A 15,895-nucleotide genomic window follows, 5' to 3' on the forward strand; every position below is an offset into this window, starting at 1 on the left:
TTTTTTATTGCCTGAAATTCCTGTTCACTGAATTGTCATTTCTGACGACCTTGCCCGCCTCTTTCCACCTGCCAACCTCATGCCAGCTGCGATTGGGGTTGTATCTGCATCATAACTCGGTAGAGTAAAGGCACATTCAGGGTGTGCCTGTACCATGCATTTTTTCCTCTCTGGTATGGGGATGGCCCGGCCTGTTTTCATTAACCTTCAGTCAGTGGTATCGATATGGAACAAGTAAACAAGTCTACTTTCAGCGATGTCTTGGAATATGTGCGTATGTCCCGTCGTCAGAACAAGCTCAAGCGCGAGATCGTCGACAACGAGAAGAAGATCCGTGACAACCAGAAGCGGGTGCTGCTGCTCGACAACCTGAGCGACTACATCAAGCCAGGCATGAGCATCGATGAAGTGCAGGCTATCATCGCCAACATGCGTGCCGATTACGAGGAGCGGGTTGACGATCACATCATCAAGAATGCCGAGCTCTCCAAGGAGCGCAAGGAGCTGAGTACCAAATTGAAAGGCATGAGCAGCAGCAAATAAAGCTGCCTCCCTATGCTTGAACACCGGCCTTGGCCGGTGTTTCATTTCTGCACATCAGATCGGATCTCTCACCGTACTGCAACAATCGACTCCCTTTTTAATAATTGCCCTGTTAACATCGCATCAAAGCGGTCAATAGTTTTCAAGCCATTGACTTGAAACGACTAAGCTTGAGTGAAAGACAATAAATTGCGTAACCATGGTGGGGCTGATATGGGCGCATCAAAACAGACGGATTTGAATAAAGTGGCATCTCAGGATTCATCCGTACCGGACTCGGGCGGGCAGCATAGGCGCAAGCGTCGTCCCTGGTGGCGCTGGTTGTTCTGTTTTATCTTTTTACTTTGTCTGGCCGCCGTGATCGTTCTGGTGGGCTATGAGATGAAGACTTCCCGACTGCAGTCGCAGGAGATCTCCCACTACGCAGCCGAGTTGACTTATCAACTCGAGAAAGGCCCCAGCAAGCAGATCGCGTTCCCGGATGACGGCCCCTTCGACAAGCGGCTCGGCTATGTGCTGATGCCCATGATCCAGGAGCGGCTCGTCCAGCGTGGCTATCAGATCAGCGAGCAGGTGCATTTCTCCGATGCGCTGTACAAGTACGCCAGCCATGGCTTTTTTGTGCCTTATACCGAGAAGGTTCAAGCCGGGCTGACCCTGCACGATTGCCGCGCAGAGCCCTTCTACCAGTACAAGTATCCGACCCACTACTATCCGGATTTCAGCTCCATCCCCCCTCTGGTTATCCAGTCACTGCTGTTCATCGAGAACCGGGATCTGCTAAGCAATGAGCAGCCATTGGCCAATCCGGCGGTGGACTGGCCTCGCTTTGGCAAGGCGGCATTGTCCCAAGTGGGCAAGGCGCTGGACATGCAGGATCAGTCTGCCGGCGGCAGTACGCTCGCCACCCAGGTCGAGAAGTATCGTCACTCTCCCGATGGTCTGACCCTGTCTCCGACCGAGAAGATCCGCCAGATGGTTTCGGCCAGCGTCCGTGCCTATCGACTGGGGCCGGAGACGCTGGCGGCACGCAAGCTGGTTGCCTGGGCCTACCTCAACTCGGTGCCGCTCTCTGCCGCCCCAGGTTATGGGGAGGTACATGGACTGGGTGATGGCCTCTGGGTCTGGTTCGGGGCCAATGTGGATGAGGTCAATCGCCTGCTGGATCCTGCCCGCAATCAGGATGCCACTCTGGCGGAGCAGGGGCTGGCGCTACGCCAGGTCGTCTCCCTGATGATTGCTCACCGTCGTCCTTCCTACTATCTGGCCCAGGGGCGGGACGCGTTGTCGACCCTGACCGACAGTTATCTGCGTCTGTTCGTGCAGGAGGGAATGATCTCCCCGGCACTGATGGAGTCGGCGCTCAAGGCCAAGCTCGGTTTCCGCGACTTCCTGCAGGCGCCGGCGATCACCCGGGTCAATAACAACAAGGGACTGCAGGTGGCGCGTACTCGCCTCAGTCGTCAGCTCGGGGTGCAGCTCTATGATCTGGACCGCATGGACCTGACCGCCGATACCACCCTCAACATGCCGCTGCAAAATGATATCTCCCGTTATCTGCAGCAACTGGCAGATCCGACGTTCGCCTCCCAGGTCGGCCTCTTTGGTGAGCGCCTGCTCTCGCCGGAGAAGACGGGAGACGTGAAGTACAGCTTCACCCTGTTCGAGAAGACGCCGGAAGGGGTCAAGGTACGGGTGCAGACCGATAACACGGATCAGCCATTTGACATCAACGAGGGCAGCAAGCTGGAGTTGGGCTCCACGGCCAAGCTGCGGGTGCTGACCACCTATCTGGAGATCGTCACCGAGCTGCACGACAGCTATGGGAGCATGCCAGCCGACAGCCTGCGCAAGATAGAGGTGTCCAACCAGGACAACATCAGCCGCTGGGCCATCTCCTACCTGATGACCGCCAAGGACAAGAGCTTGCCGGTCATGCTGGAGGCGGCACTGGATCGTAAGTACTCCGCCAGTCCCTATGAGGGCTTCTTCACCGGCGGTGGCATGCATACCTTCAACAACTTCCGCAAGGAGGATAACGGCCGGATCCCACCGATCCGCGATGCGTTGCGCGAATCCATCAACCTGCCCTTCGTGCGGCTGATGCGCGACATTGTGCGTTACAGCCTCTACAAGGAAGGTAACCGCGCCCAACTGCTCAAGGATGATAAGGATCCGCGTCGTACCGAGTACCTGGCCAAGTTCGCCGACAAGGAGGGCCAGACCTACCTGTTGCGTTTCTGGCGCAAATATCGTGGCAAGACCGCGGATGAGCAGCTCGATACCTTCCTGGACGGCCTCAAGCCCAGCGCGGTGCGGCTCGCGGCCGTACATCGCTACCTGATGCCGGAGGCGTCGCAGGCTGACTTTGCGGCCTTCCTGGCCAAGCGGTTGCCACGGGAGAAGCTGACTGACAAACGGATCGAGCAGCTCTACACCAGCTATGGTCCGGGTAAGTATTCACTGCCGGATCAGGGCTATATCGCGCGGGTGCACCCGCTGGAGCTGTGGCTGCTCTCCTACCTCAAGGAGTTCGACAAGGCGACCTTTACCGATGCGGTCGCAGCCAGCCGGGATGAGCGCCAGGAGGTCTACAGCTGGTTGTTCAAGACCCGCCATCGCAGCGCCCGGGATAGCCGTATCCGTACCATGCTGGAAGTGGAGGCCTTCCTCGACATCCATCAACGCTGGGCGCGGCTGGGTTATCCGTTCGATCACCTGGTACCGTCCCTGGCAACCGCCCTCGGCAGTTCGGGCGACAGACCCGCAGCCCTGGCCGAGTTGATGGGGATCATCCAGAACGGCGGCCTGCGCTCGCCGACCCAACGTATCGAGTACCTGTCGTTTGCCAAGGACACGCCCTTTGCCACCGTCTTCGAGCCGGCCAATACCAAAGGGGTCCGGGTGCTGCCCGTCGAGGTGACCAACGCCTTGCGCAACGCCCTGTCGAAGGTAGTGGAAGGGGGAACGGCGCGGCGTATCGCCGGTGCCTTCGCCCTGCCGGATGGTACCGTGCTGTCAATGGGGGGCAAGACGGGGACCGGGGATAACCGGATCGAGACGGTGGGCCGCTATGGCAATGTGACCAGCTCCCTGGCCCGCAACCGGACTGCGACCTTCGTCTTCTACATCGGGGACGATCACTTCGGTACCCTGACGGCCTATGTGCCGGGCAGCCAGTCCGACAAGTTCCGCTTCACCTCGGCGCTGCCGGTACAGGTGCTCAAGGGGATGGCGCCGCTGCTGATGCCCTATCTGCAGCCGGGGACCCATACCCAGTGCATGGCAGGCAGTTGATACCCAGGTAGATACCATGAAAAACGGGGCCTTATTGGCCCCGTTTTATTATGTCCTCGGTGTCGCTCACACTGGCGACAGCGTCACCCGTTACAGCAGATCTTCGATCTCGCCGCGCAGATATTGGTAGATCTCGCGGAAGGCCACCGGCGGCTTGTTCAGCTCCCGCTCCTTGTTGGCGCTGCGGATCAACTGGCGGAGCTTCTGGCGATCCAGATCGTGGAACTGGGCCATCAATTCATTGAGGGCGCTGTCACCTTCGGTGATCAGGCGCTCACGCCACTGCTCCAGCCGATGCAGGCGAGCATTCACGGTGGAGTGGCGGTTCTTGAAGATGGTAAGAGCCTGTTCGATCGGCTCAATATCCCGGCTACGCATCAGGCGACCGATGAACTGCAGGTGGCGGCGGAAGGACTCGTCCTTCTTGGGCTTGAGCTTGCGGCCCAGCTCGATGGCCTCGGCCAGCTCTTCATCCAACGGGATTTTTTCCAGCTCGCTATGGCTCAGGGAAACGATCTCAGCCCCCAGCTTTTGCAGTGCTTCGGCGTCGCGCTTGAGCTGGCTCTTGCTGGGACCCCAATCGTCCATTTCGTTGTCGTCTTGATACTGACTCATCGGTCTCTGATTCCTGTCATTCACGTTGGGGGATATGTTACCAGCTTCTCCCGCTGGGCGCAGGGGTCTGATATGCTTAGCCCCTTTCCTTCCTTCATACAGATGTGAGTTATGGACCAGCAAGACCAAATCCGCCAGGATCAAGCCCATCTCGAGGCCGTCGTCGCCGAGGCTCTGGAGATAGCCAAAGGACTGGGCGCCGGGCTTGCCGAAGTCTCCATCAGCAAGCAGACCGGGTTGTCGGTGAACACCCGGGGCTGTGAGCTGGAAAGCATCGAATTCAACAAGGATGGGGCGCTCGGCATCGCCGTCTATCGCGACGGTTGCAAGGGCTCTTCCTCGACCACCGACCTGAGCCCATCGGCGATCCGTGCCGCCGTCGAAGCGGCCATGGAGATAGCCCGCCACACCTCGCCCGATGTGTGTGCCGGCCTGGCGGATGCCGAGTTGCTGGCCTGGGATGCCCCGGATCTGCAGCTGTGTCATCCCACCCTGCTGGATCCCCAACGGGGGATCGAGCTGGCCATCGAGTGTGAGCGGCTGGCGCTGGGTCGCGATGCCCGCATCAAGCACTCCGATGGTGGCAGCTTCTCCAGCCATCTGGGGGTCAAGGTGTATGGCAACAGCCACGGTTTCGTCAGAGGCTATGCGGCGTCGCGCAATTCCCTGAGCTGTGTGCTGATCGGTGAGCAGGATGGCGACATGCAGCGGGACTATGGCTACTCCTCCAGCCGGGATCTGGCTGGGCTCTGGAGCCCACAGCGTATCGCCGACGAGGCGGTGGAACGCACCCTTTCCCGGCTCGGCGCCCGCAAGATCTCCACCCGCCATGCTCCCGTGTTGTTCCACCCCGACACTGCGGCCGGGCTCTGGGGCCATCTGGTGACGGCCATCAGCGGCGGCAGCCTGTATCGCAAGTCGAGCTTCCTGCTGGACAAGTTGAATGAGCAGATATTGCCCGACTGGCTCAGCATCCGGGAGTTCCCCCACCTGCTGGGTGGGCTGGCGAGTACCCCGTTCGATGGCGAAGGGGTGCGTACCCGCGACATGGATATCATCCGCGATGGCCGCCTGATGAGCTGGCTGCTCACCTCCTACTCGGCGCGCAAGCTGGGGCTGACCACCACGGGTCACGCCGGTGGCATCCACAACTGGCAGGTTTCGAATACCGGTCAGGACTTCCAGGGCATGCTCAGGGAGATGGGCACCGGTCTGCTGGTGACCGAGCTGATGGGGCAGGGGGTCAACATCGTCAACGGGGACTACTCCCGTGGCGCCGCCGGTTTCTGGGTGGAGAATGGCGAAATTGCCTATCCAGTGGAGGAAATCACCATAGCCGGCAACCTGGCCGACATGTTCCGCTCCCTGGTCGCGGTGGGGACGGATGAAGACGAGCGCTCCAGCCTCAAGACCGGCTCGGTGCTGGTCGAGCGGATGAAGCTGGCGGGGCACTGATCCTCTTCTTCCATTCCCGATTGCGGCCATGAAAAAGGCCCCCTCGCCAACGCGAGGGGGCCTTTTTATCAGACATTCACCAGGTGCCGAGATCAGCCCTTGATGCGCTCGATACGACCGCCGAGGCCTTGCAGCTTGTGCTCGATGTCTTCGTAGCCACGGTCGATGTGGTAGATGCGCTCGACGATGGTGGTGCCTTCGGCCACGAAACCAGCCAGTACCAGACTGGCGGAGGCGCGCAGATCGGTTGCCATCACCTGGGCGCCCTTGAGTTGCTCGGTATCACGGCAGATGGCGACGTTGCCCTGCAGCTCGATGTCCGCGCCCATCCGCACCAGTTCAGGCACGTGCATGAAGCGGTTCTCGAAGATGGTCTCGGTGACCATGCCGGTGCCCTTGGCGACCGCGTTCAGTACGGTGAACTGGGCCTGCATGTCGGTCGGGAAGGCCGGGTAGGGGGCCGTCTTGATGGTGACCGGCTTGAGGGTACGACCTGTCATGTCCAGGCTGATCCAGTCAGCACCCTTCTCGATCAGGGCACCGGCTTCTTCCAGCTTGACCAGCACGGCTTCCAGCAGGGAGGGATCGGTTTTGCGGCAGGTGATCTTGCCACCGGTAACGGCGGCACCGACCAGGAAGGTACCGGTTTCGATGCGGTCAGGTTGCACGCTGTAGCTGCCACCGTGCAGACGCTCGACACCGTCGATGGTCAGGGTATCGGTGCCCGCGCCTTTGATGTCGGCGCCGAGGGTGTTGAGGAAGTTGGCGAGATCCACCACTTCCGGCTCACGGGCGGCATTCTCGATCACGGTGCGACCGTCCGCCAGGGTGGCGGCCATCATCAGGTTCTCGGTACCAGTGACGGAGATCATGTCCATCAGGATGTGAGCACCCTTGAGGCGACCGTCGACCCGGGCCTTGATGTAACCATCTTCGATGGCAATCTTGGCACCCATCAGCTCCAGGCCGTGGACGTGCAGGTTGACCGGACGGGCACCGATGGCACAGCCGCCGGGCAGGGAGACGTCGGCCGCCCCGAAGCGGGCCGCCAGCGGACCCAGCGCCAGGATGGAGGCACGCATGGTCTTCACCAGCTCGTAGGGGGCGACGTGGTTGTTCACCGCACCGGTCAGCACCGTCACGTTGCCGTTGACCTTGGTGCTGGCACCCAGCATCTCCAGCAGCTTGAGGGTGGTGCCCACGTCTTTGAGTCGCGGTACGTTGGAGAGCTGGATCTCTTCATCACACAGCAGGGTGGCGAACAGGATTGGCAGGGCGGCGTTCTTGGCGCCGGAGATGGTCACTTCGCCGTTGAGGGTGCAACGACCATCGATCTTGAATTTGTCCATTTACTTAGATACCAAATCAGGAGGGCAATAGGAATTTACGTTCGCGCTTCCACTCGGCATCGGTAAAGGCCTTGATGGAGAGTGCGTGGATGGCGTTGCTGGCGATCTTGTCCATCAGCGGGGCATAGATGGCCTGCTGTTTCTTGACCCGGCTCATACCGTCAAACATGTCACCGACGGCGATCACCTGAAAGTGACTACCGTCCCCTTTGACATGGACTTCGGACAATGGCAAGGCCTCAAGGAGTATCGCTTCAATTTCAGAGACTTGCATTATGCGTCCTCAGTGTTGGGCGGGGTTGATTGAAACAAATCGGCCACCCCGTACAGGTTGGCCAAGGTATGAAAATCACGAGAGGCGCCCACCAACCGTGGCGAGCCTCCCCGTGCCAGAGCGGCCTTGGCCCATTTGACCAACAGGGCCAGCCCGGCGGAATCCAGGGTGGTGACCTCACCGAGCTCGAGCTCGTCGTCTTGCCACCACTCCGAGCGGCGCTGCCACAGGTCAACGACCTGTGGCGCCTGCAGCTCACCGCTTAATTTCATGATTTGATGACCAGCGGCTTGGCATTGTGTTCGCGCAACTGGGCGATCACCGCATCTATGCCGTTCTGGCGGATGAGGCCACCGAGCTCGCTCTGTTTGGCGGAGAGCAGGCTGATGCCTTCGGCGACCATGTCGAAGGCCTTCCACTCGCCGGTCTTGTTGTTCTTGCGCAGCTTGAACTCGAGGAAGATGTCTGGCTTGCCGGTCTCTTTCACGCTGACGCTGACGGCGGTGATGTTGCTGTCGCTCGGTGTCTTGCCCGGCTGCACTTTGACGGTCTGCTGGTCGAAGTGGGCGAGGGCATCGGCGTAGGAGCTCACCATGTACTCGGTGAATACATCGACGAAGGCGTCGCGTTGGGCCGGGGTGGTTTCTTTAATCTGGTTGCCGAGCACCTTGTAGGCGGCGAAGCGGTTATCCACGTAGGGCAGCAACTCTTCGCGGATGATGACCCTCAGGTGATCCGGATTGCTCTTGACCTGGGCCTGATCCGACTTGAGACGGGCGAAGGTCTGCTGGGCGGCTTGATCCACCAAGGCATAGGGATCCGAGGCTTTGACCTCTGCCAGGGCGGTCACGGAAAACAACATGCTGGTCATCAGGCCCAGCAGCAGGGCGATCTTCTTGAACATGGTTACTCCTTGGTTGCTGGCGGGTTGGTGGCTGGAGAAGACTGGCTGTAGAGGAATTTGCCGATCAGATCTTCCAGCACTATGGCTGATTTGGTGTCTTCGATCATGTCACCATCCTTGAGCATGTTGGTGCCCATCTCCTCATCGGTGAAGCCAGGCGCCAGGCCGACATATTGCTCGCCGAGCAGGCCCGAGGTCAGGATGGAGAGGGTGCTGGTCTCGGAAAACTCGCCGGCGGCCTTCTGCATCTGCAGGGAGACGACAGGCACCTGGCTCTTGGCGTCCAGGGTGATGTCACTGACCCGGCCGACCACCACGCCACCCACCTTGACCGGTGAGCGCACTTTCAGGCCGCCGATATTATCGAAATGGGCGCGCAGGGTATAGGTTTCTCCTTCCGGTTTGAAACTCAATCCCGCCACTTGCAGCGCCAATGCCAGAATGGCCGCGATGCCAGCCAGCATGAAGGCGCCAACCAGGAATTCTACTTTGCTGAACTTCATCTTTACCTTATCCAAACATGACTGCGGTGAGTATAAAATCCAGACCGAGCACGGCCAGGGATGAGTGGACCACGGTGCGGGTCGTCGCCTGACTGATCCCGGCCGATGTCGGCTTGGCATCATAGCCATTGAAGAGCGCAATCCAGGTGACAACCAGGGCGAAGATCACGCTCTTGATGGCTCCTTGCATGATGTCATCCTGCCAATCGACGGCGGCCTGCATGGCGGACCAGAAGCTGCCCTCGTCCACTCCCAGCCAGTCCACACCGACCAGCTTGCCACCGAAGATGCCGATCAGGCTGAACATGAAGGCCAGCAGCGGCATGCTGATAACCCCGGCCCAGAAGCGGGGAGCCACCACCCGGCGCAGGGGATCCACCGCCATCATCTCCAGGCTGGAGAGCTGCTCTGTGGCTTTCATCAGGCCGATCTCGGCGGTCAGGGCGGAACCCGCCCGGCCGGCAAACAGCAGGGCGGTGACCACGGGACCGAGCTCCCGCAGCAGGGAAAGCGAGACCAGTGGCCCCAGGCTCTGCTCGGCGCCGAAATCCTTCAATACGTTGTAACCCTGCAAGGAGAGCACCATGCCGATAAACAATCCCGACACCAGAATGATGGCGACGGATTGCACGCCCACCACATAGAGCTGTTGCATCAGCAGGGGGAAGTGCTTGCGTGGCTGGGGGCGGCCCGCCAGCGCATGAAACAGCATGATGGTGGCGCGGCCAATGGCACTGATGACGCGCACCCCGACCCGACCCAGTTTGCTTACTTGGCTTGTCAACATCACAGATCCTGTAGCAGATCGCCTGCCGGAAAATGAAACGGAACAGGACCGTCGGGCAATCCTTTCAGGAACTGCTCGACCTCGGGGTTGTGTTCCTCACGCAGCTGATCCGGGGTGCCATGGGCCACCACCTTGCGATTGGCGATGATGTAGGCGTAGTCGGCGATACTCAGCACCTCTTTCACATCGTGGGTGACGATGACGGAGGTGATGCCGAGGGCATCGTTCAGTTCCTTGATGAGCTTGACCAGCACCGCCATGGTGATGGGGTCCTGACCGACGAAGGGTTCGTCATACATGATGAGGTCCGGATCCAGCGCGATGGATCTGGCCAGCGCGGCGCGGCGTGCCATGCCACCGGAGAGCTCGGACGGCATCAGCCTGGCCGCCCCGCGCAGCCCGACGGCCTGCAACTTCATCATGACGATGGTGTGGATTAGCTCCTCCGGCAGGCCGGAGTGTTCGCGCAGCGGGAAGGCCACGTTGTCGAATACCGTCATGCCGGTGAACAGGGCACCGCTCTGGAACAGCATGCTCATCCGCTTGCGCACCTCGTACAGGCGGTTGCGGGAGAGGCTGGGAATGTCTTCCCCGTCGAACAGAATATGACCCGATTCCGGTTTCAGCTGGCCACCGATCAGGCGCAGCAAGGTGGTCTTGCCGATGCCGCTTGGCCCCATGACGGCGGTGACCTTGCCACGGGGAATGGTCAGGTTGATCCTGTCGTACAGCAACCTATCGCCGTGACTGAAGCTCAGATCGGCGATGGTGATCAGGTCATCGTTCAAACAATTGTCCATCCGGTATAAAAGAAGAGCGAATTTTATGGGCTAGTCTAGGTCTAAGCAACAGCAAGGAACAACTATTGGACGTCTATCCCCCCCAAATACACGACAGTTTTATGTAACAACTTGCATCAACGGGGTGATGGCCCCGCATCCGATTCGCTTATCTCGACAGACTTTTTTATAATCCCGCAGCAAATTTCGGCCCGGAGCTGTGCATTTATGTCTGTAAAGCCTGAGAAAGTGTCTGAACTGTTCGATTTTCGTCGCAGTGCCCGCGCGGTGCTGGACATTGAAAAGCAAGCGATTGATGGACTCTACCAGTACCTCGACGAGACCTTCGACCAGGCCTGCGAGATGGTGTTGCGCTGCGCCGGCAAGATAGTGGTCACCGGCATGGGCAAGTCCGGCCATGTGGGCAACAAGATAGCCGCGACCCTCGCCAGCACGGGCACTCCTGCCTTCTTCCTGCACCCGGGGGAAGCCAGCCACGGGGATCTGGGAATGATCTCAACAGGGGATCTCATCATCGCCATCTCCAACTCAGGCGAGAGTGACGAGATCCTGGCCCTGCTGCCGGTGCTCAAGCGCCGCGGCATTCCGCTCATCTGCATGACCGGCAACCGGGCCTCGACCATGGCCAAGGAGGCCAATGTCCACCTCTGTATCAAGGTCGAGAAGGAGGCCTGCCCGCTCGGTCTGGCACCTACCTCCAGCACCACCGCCACCCTGGTGATGGGGGATGCGCTGGCCGTGGCGCTGCTGGAGGCCCGTGGCTTCACCGCCGACGACTTCGCGCTCTCCCATCCGGGCGGTTCACTTGGCAAGCGGCTGCTGCTGCGGGTCGGGGACTTGATGCACAGCGGCGAGCTGTTGCCCCGTGTGGGGATAGATGCCACCATCAGCCAGGCGTTGCTGGAAGTGAGTCGCAAGGGCCTCGGCATGACGGCGGTGGTGGATGAGCAGGGGCTGCTGGCCGGTCTGTTCACCGACGGTGACCTGCGCCGGATCCTGGATCTGCAGGTGGATATCCATCACACCTCGATCGCCAAGGTAATGACGACCAACTGTGTTACCGTAGGGCCAGAGATGATGGCTGCCGAGGCCGTCAAGCTGATGGAAACCAGAAAGATTAACGGGTTGCTGGTGGTGGATGAGGCGAGGCGGCCGCTGGGCGCCTTCAACATGCACGACCTGCTCAAAGCCGGGGTGATTTGATGCAAGATGTACCGACCCTCTATGGTCCGGTGACGCGCAGCCAGTACGACAAGGCGGCGCAGATCCGTCTGCTGGTGTGCGATGTGGATGGGGTGCTCTCCAATGGCTTCATCTATATGGGCAATAACGGTGAAGAGTTGAAGACCTTCTGCACCCGCGATGGGGCGGGCATGCGTGCCCTGCTCAACGCCGGGATCGAGCTTGCCATCATCACCGGCCGCAATTCCCGCATCGTCAGCGATCGGATGAGGGGCCTGGGGGTGCAGCATCTGGTGCAGGGGGCGGATCAGAAGTTGCCCCACTTCGAGGCCTTGCTGACCAGGCTGGGTCTGGAGGCATCGCAGGCGGCCTACATGGGGGATGACACCATCGATCTGCCGGTGATGGCGGCCTGCGGCCTCGGCATAGCGGTGGCGGATGCTCACCCACTGGTGCTGGCGCGCGCCGATCTGGTCACCCGCCTCGGCGGGGGCGTCGGTGCGGTGCGTGAGGTGTGCGATCTCATCTTGCAGGCGCAGGGGCTTGGCGATTACCAGCCCGAGGCGTCCGTATGAACAAGCAGACACTGCTGTTCGGTCTGCTGTTCCTGGTGGCGCTGGCGGCCTGGCAGCTCGGTGACATCGAGCTGGCGCCGGAGCCGACCACCAAGGTCGAGAACTATCAGCCGGACTTCACCGCCAAGAATCTGGTCACCACCCGCTTCAACGAGCAAGGCAGGCGGACCGAGCGGCTGGAGTCGGAATTTGCCGAGTATTTCCAGATCCTCGAGCAGGCGACCTTCGACAAGCCGGTGATCTACCTGTTCGATGAGCAGGGGGAAGCCGAATGGAAGGTGACGGCGCAGACCGGCGTGCTCAATACCGATGATAACGTGATCCTGCGCGACAAGGTGCATCTGGATGGCTTGTTGCCTGCCTCCTTCATCTCCACATTGGATACTCCTTATCTGGAGATGGATCTGGTGACCCAGGACGTGAGAAGCAACCAGCACATCAGTATCGTCGGTCAGGAGTTCCAGACCGAAGGGGTTGGCCTCAAGGGCCACCTTGGTCGTAAATATTTCGAATTACTGGATAAAGGCCATGCCACTTATTTCAATGAAAAACGTTAATCTGGCCCTCGCCGCCCTGCTGTTGTGCGGTGTTGTGAATGCCAAAGAATCCGACTTCACCCAGAAAGTCTACGTGGATGCGGTCAAGCAAGTGGCCGAGATGCAGGACAACCGCATCACCTTCAGTGAGGATGTGATCATCACTCAGGGCTCCATCAAGATTAAGGCCGACAAGGTGGTGGTGATCCGCTCCGGCGAAAAGGGCGCCGAGGTGATGACCGCCTATGGCAACCCCGCCACCTTCTTCCAGGTGCTGGACAACGGCAAGCCGGTCAACGCCCATGGCAACAGCATCCGTTACGAGCTGAAGAACCGGCAGGTCACCATCACCGGTAACGGCCAGCTCAAGCAGGAAGACAGCCAGGTCAACGGGGATCTGATCCGCTATGACATCGTCACCCAGAAGATGATTGCCGAGAGCAAGGGCCCGGCCCAGCGCGTCAAGACGGTGTTCCTGCCGGATCAGATAGAAAACTTCGACAAGCCCGCCGATCAGAAGAAGTAGGAAACGAGCCATGGCAGTGTTAAAAGCAGTTGGCCTGCAGAAGAGCTACAAGCGCCGCATGGTCGTCAGCGACGTGAGCCTGGAAGTGGGTACCGGTCAGATCGTGGGGCTGCTCGGCCCGAACGGGGCGGGCAAGACCACCTCCTTCTACATGATCGTGGGCCTGGTGCAACGGGATGCCGGCCTCATCACCATCGACGATCAGGACATCAGTCTGCAACCCATGCACATCCGGGCCCGCAACGGCATCGGCTATCTGCCGCAGGAGGCCTCGATCTTCCGCCGTCTGTCGGTGTTCGATAACCTGATGGGGGTCATGCAGACTCGCAAGGGCTTGAGCAGCGAAGAGCGGGAAGACAAGGTCGAGCAGCTGCTGGAAGAGTTCAACATCACTCATATCCGCGACAGCCTGGGGCAGAGCCTGTCCGGTGGCGAGCGGCGGCGGGTCGAGATCGCGCGCGCCCTGGCGGCAGAACCGAGATTTATCCTGCTTGATGAGCCTTTCGCAGGTGTTGATCCTATTTCAGTGATAGATATCAAGAAGATCATCCAACATCTGAAAGAGCGGGGGCTGGGTGTATTGATCACCGACCACAACGTCAGAGAGACGCTGGATGTGTGCGAGAAGGCCTATATCGTCAGCCATGGCAAGATGATTGCCGAAGGCGCTCCGGTCGATATCCTCGCCGATGAGCAGGTCAAGCGCGTCTATTTGGGCGATCAATTCAGTCTATAGTAAGGGGGCATCCCTCATTTTTGTTAGGTGACTGCCTCGCTGAACATAAGGATATCCCGACGTAGATGAAGCCGACATTACAGTTGCGCCTCGGTCAGTCACTGACCATGACGCCACAATTACAACAAGCGATTCGTCTGCTCCAGCTCTCCACGCTGGAACTCCAGCAGGAAATTCAGCAAGCGCTCGACAGTAATCCCTTGCTGGAGCAAGAGGAGAACGAGGCGCAGGAAACCAACCCGACAGAGGTGCCCGACGCCAGTCAACTCGACTCCAGCGATGCCATGGCGCAGGACAAGATGCCGGACGAGCTGCCGGTGGATACCACCTGGGACGATGTTTATTCGGCCGGCACAGCCCAGAGCGCAGGCCCCATCCACGATGGGGAAGACAGCGTCTATCAGGGGGAAACCACCGAAAACCTGCAGGACTATCTGCTGTGGCAGATGCGGCTGACGCCGTTCAGCGATCTGGACGCCGCCATCGCCCTCGCCATCATCGACGCCATCGACGACTCCGGTTATCTGACCGTCTCCCTCGAGGATATTCAGGCTGCAGTCAGCAGCGATGAGGTAGAAGTCGAACTGGATGAGGTTGAAGCCGTGCTCAAGCGGGTGCAGCATTTCGATCCGATCGGCATTGCGGCCCGGTCGGTCCAGGAGTGTCTGCTGATCCAGCTTGGCCAGTATTCGGCCGATCTGCCCTGGCTCAATGAGGCGAGGGAGGTGATCAGCGAGTACATGGACTTGCTCGGCAATCGCGATTATCGCACCCTGGCCCGCAAGACCAAGCTCAAGGAGAGCGACCTCAAGGAGGTGCTGGATCTCATCCAGCAACTGGAACCAAGGCCCGGCAACGGCATCATCCAGAGCGAATCTCAATACGTGCTCCCGGACGTGTCCGTGATCAAGAAGGGCAACAAGTGGGTGGTGGAGCTCAATCCGGATTCGGCGCCGCGCATTCGCGTCAACGAGGCCTACGCGGCCATGGCCCGCAACGCGCGCAGCAGCACGGATACCCAGTTCATTCGCTCCCACCTGCAGGAAGCGAAGTGGTTTATCAAGAGCCTGGAGAGTCGCAACGACACCCTGCTCAAGGTGGCCAGCTGCATCGTCGAGCAGCAGCAGGGCTTCTTCGAATACGGTGAGGAGGCCATGAAACCCATGGTGCTCAACGACATCGCCGAGGCGGTGGAGATGCATGAGTCGACCATTTCACGGGTGACGACCCAGAAGTACATGCACACACACCGCGGCATTTTTGAACTGAAGTTTTTCTTCTCCAGTCATGTCAATACGGAGGGAGGAGGGGAGTGCTCATCGACCGCAATTCGCGCCCTGATCAAAAAGTTGGTGACGGCAGAGAACCCTGCCAAACCGCTTAGTGATAGCAAGATCGCGGATTTGCTGGCCGAACAGGGTATTATGGTGGCGAGACGCACGATCGCAAAGTACCGTGAATCCTTGTTGATCCCGCCATCGAATCAGCGCAAACGCCTGGTTTAGGCAAACAAAAGGAAGACGTTATGCAAATTAACCTGACCGGACACCATGTCGAGATTACCGAAGCTCTGCGTGATTATGTGAACAACAAATTTGCCAAACTCGAGCGTCACTTTGACCATATCAACAACGTACACGTGGTGTTGAGCGTCGAAAAACTGAACCAGATTGCCGAAGCCAAGCTGCATGTCAGCGGGGGGGAGGTGTTCGCCAATTCGCAGCATGCCGACATGTATGCTGCGATTGATACCCTGCTGGATAAACTGGATCGGCAGATCATCAAGCACAAAGATAAATTAAATCAAAAATAA

At 59.4% G+C, this 15,895-nt stretch carries 18 protein-coding genes; 10 read left to right on the top strand and 8 right to left on the bottom strand.

Going from position 1 to position 15,895, the window contains the following annotated elements; genetic code table 11:
* Positions 1–225: 225 nt before the first annotated feature.
* Positions 226–543: a PTS system regulator TmaR gene (gene tmaR, locus LG30_RS0119065; RefSeq protein ID WP_033132275.1), complete on the top strand. Its 318-nt coding sequence runs from the start codon at positions 226–228 to the stop codon at positions 541–543.
* Positions 544–756: 213 nt separating this feature from the next.
* The gene (locus LG30_RS0119070) at positions 757–3,840 is read left to right on the top strand and encodes a transglycosylase domain-containing protein (protein WP_033132276.1); all 3,084 of its coding nucleotides are present in this window, start codon (positions 757–759) and stop codon (positions 3,838–3,840) included.
* A gap of 90 nt (positions 3,841–3,930) precedes the next feature.
* Here the strand turns inward: LG30_RS0119070 and yjgA are convergent, their stop codons facing one another.
* Complete coding sequence (gene yjgA / locus LG30_RS0119075) at positions 3,931–4,455, bottom strand: ribosome biogenesis factor YjgA (protein ID WP_033132277.1); 525 nt, start codon at positions 4,453–4,455, stop codon at positions 3,931–3,933.
* A gap of 111 nt (positions 4,456–4,566) precedes the next feature.
* Here yjgA and pmbA point away from each other — a divergent pair, with 111 nt between their 5' ends.
* On the top strand, positions 4,567–5,910 hold the full coding sequence (gene pmbA / locus LG30_RS0119080; protein WP_033132278.1) for a metalloprotease PmbA: 1,344 nt from the start codon (positions 4,567–4,569) through the stop codon (positions 5,908–5,910).
* A 92-nt stretch (positions 5,911–6,002) separates the two neighbouring features.
* Here the strand turns inward: pmbA and murA are convergent, their stop codons facing one another.
* Genes murA through mlaF form a run of 7 tightly spaced genes read right to left on the bottom strand, consistent with a single transcriptional unit; the run spans position 6,003 to position 10,527 of the window.
* On the bottom strand, positions 6,003–7,259 hold the full coding sequence (gene murA / locus LG30_RS0119085; RefSeq protein WP_033132279.1) for a UDP-N-acetylglucosamine 1-carboxyvinyltransferase: 1,257 nt from the start codon (positions 7,257–7,259) through the stop codon (positions 6,003–6,005).
* Between the two features lie 16 nt (positions 7,260–7,275).
* Complete coding sequence (gene ibaG, locus LG30_RS0119090) at positions 7,276–7,533, bottom strand: BolA family iron metabolism protein IbaG (protein ID WP_033132280.1); 258 nt, start codon at positions 7,531–7,533, stop codon at positions 7,276–7,278.
* Positions 7,533–7,805 carry an STAS domain-containing protein gene (locus LG30_RS0119095; RefSeq protein WP_033132281.1) on the bottom strand — a complete coding sequence of 91 codons (273 nt, stop codon included), beginning with the start codon at positions 7,803–7,805 and terminating at the stop codon, positions 7,533–7,535. The genes ibaG and LG30_RS0119095 overlap by 1 nt, the downstream gene beginning before the upstream one ends.
* A complete protein-coding gene (gene mlaC / locus LG30_RS0119100; protein ID WP_033132282.1) occupies positions 7,802–8,437 on the bottom strand; it encodes a phospholipid-binding protein MlaC in 636 nt (211 codons plus the stop codon). Before mlaC ends, LG30_RS0119095 begins: the two co-directional genes overlap by 4 nt.
* A 2-nt stretch (positions 8,438–8,439) precedes the next feature.
* Positions 8,440–8,940: an outer membrane lipid asymmetry maintenance protein MlaD gene (gene mlaD, locus LG30_RS0119105; RefSeq protein ID WP_033132283.1), complete on the bottom strand. Its 501-nt coding sequence runs from the start codon at positions 8,938–8,940 to the stop codon at positions 8,440–8,442.
* Positions 8,941–8,947: 7 nt separating this feature from the next.
* The gene (gene mlaE / locus LG30_RS0119110; RefSeq protein ID WP_033132284.1) at positions 8,948–9,727 is read right to left on the bottom strand and encodes a lipid asymmetry maintenance ABC transporter permease subunit MlaE; all 780 of its coding nucleotides are present in this window, start codon (positions 9,725–9,727) and stop codon (positions 8,948–8,950) included.
* The gene (gene mlaF / locus LG30_RS0119115) at positions 9,727–10,527 is read right to left on the bottom strand and encodes a phospholipid ABC transporter ATP-binding protein MlaF (RefSeq protein ID WP_033132285.1); all 801 of its coding nucleotides are present in this window, start codon (positions 10,525–10,527) and stop codon (positions 9,727–9,729) included. Before mlaF ends, mlaE begins: the two co-directional genes overlap by 1 nt.
* Before the next feature lie 207 nt (positions 10,528–10,734).
* Here mlaF and LG30_RS0119120 point away from each other — a divergent pair, with 207 nt between their 5' ends.
* The 7 genes from LG30_RS0119120 to hpf all read left to right on the top strand — a co-directional run bounded on the left by LG30_RS0119120 (position 10,735) and on the right by hpf (position 15,895).
* Positions 10,735–11,730: a KpsF/GutQ family sugar-phosphate isomerase gene (locus LG30_RS0119120; protein WP_033132286.1), complete on the top strand. Its 996-nt coding sequence runs from the start codon at positions 10,735–10,737 to the stop codon at positions 11,728–11,730.
* On the top strand, positions 11,730–12,284 hold the full coding sequence (gene kdsC / locus LG30_RS0119125; protein WP_033132287.1) for a 3-deoxy-manno-octulosonate-8-phosphatase KdsC: 555 nt from the start codon (positions 11,730–11,732) through the stop codon (positions 12,282–12,284). The genes LG30_RS0119120 and kdsC overlap by 1 nt, the downstream gene beginning before the upstream one ends.
* Positions 12,281–12,841 carry an LPS export ABC transporter periplasmic protein LptC gene (gene lptC / locus LG30_RS0119130; protein ID WP_033132288.1) on the top strand — a complete coding sequence of 187 codons (561 nt, stop codon included), beginning with the start codon at positions 12,281–12,283 and terminating at the stop codon, positions 12,839–12,841. Before kdsC ends, lptC begins: the two co-directional genes overlap by 4 nt.
* Positions 12,828–13,346: a lipopolysaccharide transport periplasmic protein LptA gene (gene lptA / locus LG30_RS0119135; RefSeq protein WP_033132289.1), complete on the top strand. Its 519-nt coding sequence runs from the start codon at positions 12,828–12,830 to the stop codon at positions 13,344–13,346. Before lptC ends, lptA begins: the two co-directional genes overlap by 14 nt.
* Before the next feature lie 10 nt (positions 13,347–13,356).
* Positions 13,357–14,082 (top strand): LPS export ABC transporter ATP-binding protein, encoded by a 726-nt coding sequence (gene lptB, locus LG30_RS0119140; RefSeq protein WP_033132290.1) that lies wholly within the window; start codon positions 13,357–13,359, stop codon positions 14,080–14,082.
* A gap of 65 nt (positions 14,083–14,147) precedes the next feature.
* Complete coding sequence (locus LG30_RS0119145) at positions 14,148–15,587, top strand: RNA polymerase factor sigma-54 (protein WP_033132291.1); 1,440 nt, start codon at positions 14,148–14,150, stop codon at positions 15,585–15,587.
* 20 nt (positions 15,588–15,607) lie between these two features.
* On the top strand, positions 15,608–15,895 hold the full coding sequence (hpf, locus tag LG30_RS0119150) for a ribosome hibernation promoting factor (protein ID WP_005305957.1): 288 nt from the start codon (positions 15,608–15,610) through the stop codon (positions 15,893–15,895).

This window comes from Aeromonas aquatica (assembly GCF_000764655.1).
Classification (GTDB): Bacteria; Pseudomonadota; Gammaproteobacteria; order Enterobacterales; family Aeromonadaceae; genus Aeromonas; species Aeromonas aquatica.

Bases quoted from the DNA above. Each gene is read 5' to 3' on its own strand.
- tmaR (WP_033132275.1), top strand. From the start codon at position 226: ATGGAACAAGTAAACAAGTCTACTTTCAGCGATGTCTTGGAATATGTG.
- pmbA (WP_033132278.1), top strand. From the start codon at position 4,567: ATGGACCAGCAAGACCAAATCCGCCAGGATCAAGCCCATCTCGAGGCC.
- lptB (WP_033132290.1), top strand. From the start codon at position 13,357: ATGGCAGTGTTAAAAGCAGTTGGCCTGCAGAAGAGCTACAAGCGCCGC.
- kdsC (WP_033132287.1), top strand. From the start codon at position 11,730: ATGCAAGATGTACCGACCCTCTATGGTCCGGTGACGCGCAGCCAGTAC.
- murA (WP_033132279.1), bottom strand. From the start codon at position 7,259: ATGGACAAATTCAAGATCGATGGTCGTTGCACCCTCAACGGCGAAGTG.
- yjgA (WP_033132277.1), bottom strand. From the start codon at position 4,455: ATGAGTCAGTATCAAGACGACAACGAAATGGACGATTGGGGTCCCAGC.
- LG30_RS0119095 (WP_033132281.1), bottom strand. From the start codon at position 7,805: ATGAAATTAAGCGGTGAGCTGCAGGCGCCACAGGTCGTTGACCTGTGG.
- ibaG (WP_033132280.1), bottom strand. From the start codon at position 7,533: ATGCAAGTCTCTGAAATTGAAGCGATACTCCTTGAGGCCTTGCCATTG.
- mlaF (WP_033132285.1), bottom strand. From the start codon at position 10,527: ATGGACAATTGTTTGAACGATGACCTGATCACCATCGCCGATCTGAGC.
- mlaE (WP_033132284.1), bottom strand. From the start codon at position 9,727: ATGTTGACAAGCCAAGTAAGCAAACTGGGTCGGGTCGGGGTGCGCGTC.
- lptC (WP_033132288.1), top strand. From the start codon at position 12,281: ATGAACAAGCAGACACTGCTGTTCGGTCTGCTGTTCCTGGTGGCGCTG.
- LG30_RS0119145 (WP_033132291.1), top strand. From the start codon at position 14,148: ATGAAGCCGACATTACAGTTGCGCCTCGGTCAGTCACTGACCATGACG.
- mlaC (WP_033132282.1), bottom strand. From the start codon at position 8,437: ATGTTCAAGAAGATCGCCCTGCTGCTGGGCCTGATGACCAGCATGTTG.
- lptA (WP_033132289.1), top strand. From the start codon at position 12,828: ATGAAAAACGTTAATCTGGCCCTCGCCGCCCTGCTGTTGTGCGGTGTT.
- hpf (WP_005305957.1), top strand. From the start codon at position 15,608: ATGCAAATTAACCTGACCGGACACCATGTCGAGATTACCGAAGCTCTG.
- mlaD (WP_033132283.1), bottom strand. From the start codon at position 8,940: ATGAAGTTCAGCAAAGTAGAATTCCTGGTTGGCGCCTTCATGCTGGCT.
- LG30_RS0119070 (WP_033132276.1), top strand. From the start codon at position 757: ATGGGCGCATCAAAACAGACGGATTTGAATAAAGTGGCATCTCAGGAT.
- LG30_RS0119120 (WP_033132286.1), top strand. From the start codon at position 10,735: ATGTCTGTAAAGCCTGAGAAAGTGTCTGAACTGTTCGATTTTCGTCGC.